This window comes from Streptomyces sp. NPDC058955 (assembly GCF_042741435.1).
Taxonomy (GTDB): domain Bacteria; phylum Actinomycetota; class Actinomycetes; order Streptomycetales; family Streptomycetaceae; genus Streptomyces.
The window spans coordinates 1,767-4,033 of record NZ_JBHYKM010000226.1 but is presented as its reverse complement, the minus strand read 5'-3'; the positions used below and the strand labels follow the sequence as shown (position 1 = coordinate 4,033).

General features: G+C 77.1%; 1 protein-coding gene and 1 pseudogene. Both read left to right on the top strand.

All coding sequences use genetic code 11. From position 1 onward, the window contains the following. Nucleotides 1-107: 107 nt before the first annotated feature. Nucleotides 108-1,325 (top strand): annotated as a pseudogene (hemG, locus tag ACFW1I_RS38085) (protoporphyrinogen oxidase); the annotation flags it as partial. A gap of 17 nt (nucleotides 1,326-1,342) precedes the next feature. Continuing rightward, on the top strand, nucleotides 1,343-2,056 hold the full coding sequence (hemQ, locus tag ACFW1I_RS38080) for a hydrogen peroxide-dependent heme synthase (protein WP_384678671.1): 714 nt from the start codon (nucleotides 1,343-1,345) through the stop codon (nucleotides 2,054-2,056). Nucleotides 2,057-2,267: the final 211 nt, after the last annotated feature.

Sequence of the window (2,267 nt, the reverse complement as noted above, 5' to 3'; positions counted from 1 at the left end):
GCGCGCGCGCCCCCCCCCGCCCCGCCCCGCCCCCCCCCCCCGCCCCGCCCCCCCCCCCCCCCCGCCCGCCCCCCCCCCCCCCCCCGCCGCGCCCCCCCCCCCCCCCCCGGCTCCAGGCCCCCGGCACCACCACCGCGTCCGTCTGGTCCCGGGGCCGTCTCGTCCCGATGCCCAAGGGCCACGTCATGGGCGTCCCCGGCGACGCCGGAGCCGTCGCCGGCCTCCTCTCCGAGGAGGCGCTGCGCAGGATCGGCCGGGACCTGGAGCTGCCGCCCACCGAGCCGGGCGACGACACCGCCATCGGCGCGTACGTCGCCGAGCGCATGGGCCACGAGGTCGTCGACCGGCTCGTCGAACCCCTCCTCGGCGGCGTCTACGCCGGCGACGCCTACCGCATCTCGATGAGGGCCGCCGTCCCCGCCCTCTTCGAGGCCGCCCGCCGCCACCCCACCCTCACCGCCGCCGTGCGCGCCGTCCAGGCCGCCGGGGCCGCCGTCCCCGCCGACGCGGCGGGCGCCGCCACCGGCCTCGGCGGGTCCGCCTTCGCCGGCCTCGACGGCGGCGTCGGCACCCTCCCCGGCGCCGTCGCCGACGCCGTCCGCGCCGCCGGCGGCACGATCCTCACCGACACCCCCGCGACCGCGCTGCTGCGGGCCGGGACCGGCTGGCGGGTCGTCACCCCGGAGCGGACCCTCGACGCGGACGCCGTCGTCCTCGCCGCCCCCGCGCCCGTCGCCGCCAGCCTCCTCGGCGGTCTCGCCCCCGAGGCCGCCGCGCTCCTCGACGCCATCGCGTACGCCTCCATGGCCCTGGTGACGTTCGCCTTCCGCCGCACCGACCTGCCGGAGCTGCCCGGCTCCGGCTTCCTCGTGCCGCCGGTCGACGGCCACACCATCAAGGCGTCCACCTTCTCCAGCCAGAAGTGGCGCTGGGTCGGCGCGGCCGCCCCCGAGCTCTTCGTGCTCCGCACCTCCGTCGGCCGGCACGGCGAGGAGACCTGGCTGCACCGCGACGACGAGGACCTGGTCGCCGCCTCCCTCAAGGACCTCGGCGCCGCCACCGGGCTCGCCGCCCGGCCCGTCGCCACCACCGTCACCCGCTGGACCGGCGGCCTGCCCCAGTACCCCGTCGGCCACCTGGACCGCGTCGCCCGGGCCCGGACCGCCCTCGCCGGACTGCCCGGACTGCGCCTCGCCGGGGCCGCGTACGACGGCGTCGGCATCCCCGCCTGCGTCGCCTCGGCGCACCGCGCGGCCGACGCCGTCGCGGACGAGATCATCGCCACGTCGGAAACGGGGCACCCCGGTGCGGGGCACTCCTCGTGACGGGCGAGAATAGGCGTATGAGTGCGCCCGAAAAGATCCCGAACGCCGGTAAGAAGGCGAAGGACCTCAACGAGGTCATCCGCTACACCCTGTGGTCCGTCTTCAAGCTGCGCGACGTCCTGCCCGCCGACCGAGCCGGCTACGCCGACGAGGTCCAGGAGCTGTTCGACCAGCTCGCGGCCAAGGACATCACCGTCCGCGGCACGTACGACCTCTCCGGTCTGCGCGCCGACGCCGACGTCATGATCTGGTGGCACGCCGAGACGAGCGACGAGCTCCAGGCGGCGTACAACCTCTTCCGCCGTACCAAGCTGGGCCGCGCCCTGGAGCCGGTCTGGTCGAACATGGCGCTGCACCGCCCGGCCGAGTTCAACAAGTCGCACATCCCGGCGTTCCTCGCCGACGAGACCCCGCGCGACTACGTCTCGGTCTACCCCTTCGTCCGCTCCTACGACTGGTACCTGCTGCCGGACGAGGACCGCCGCCGGATGCTCGCCGACCACGGCAAGATGGCCCGCGGCTACCCGGACGTCCGGGCCAACACGGTCGCCTCCTTCTCGCTCGGCGACTACGAGTGGCTCCTCGCCTTCGAGGCCGACGAGCTGCACCGCATCGTCGACCTCATGCGCCACCTGCGCGCCTCCGAGGCCCGGATGCACGTCCGCGAGGAGGTCCCCTTCTACACCGGCCGCCGCAAGAGCGTCGCGGACCTGGTGGCGGGCCTGGCCTGACGGCCGCCCCACGACCTGGCGGCGCCCCGGCTCCCAGCCGGGGCGTTCGCCCCTCGACCCGGAAGATCAGACGGCCGCCACGCCATGGCCGGCCGCTCCAGCGACACCGGGTCCGGCACCGGGTGCGGCGCGCGCGAGCGCGGGGGGGCGCGCGCCCCCCCCCCCCCCCCCCCCCGCCCCCCCCCCCCCCCGCCCCCCCCAGAGAGAGACT

Bases quoted from the DNA above. Each gene is read 5' to 3' on its own strand.
- hemQ (WP_384678671.1), top strand. From the start codon at position 1,343: ATGAGTGCGCCCGAAAAGATCCCGAACGCCGGTAAGAAGGCGAAGGAC.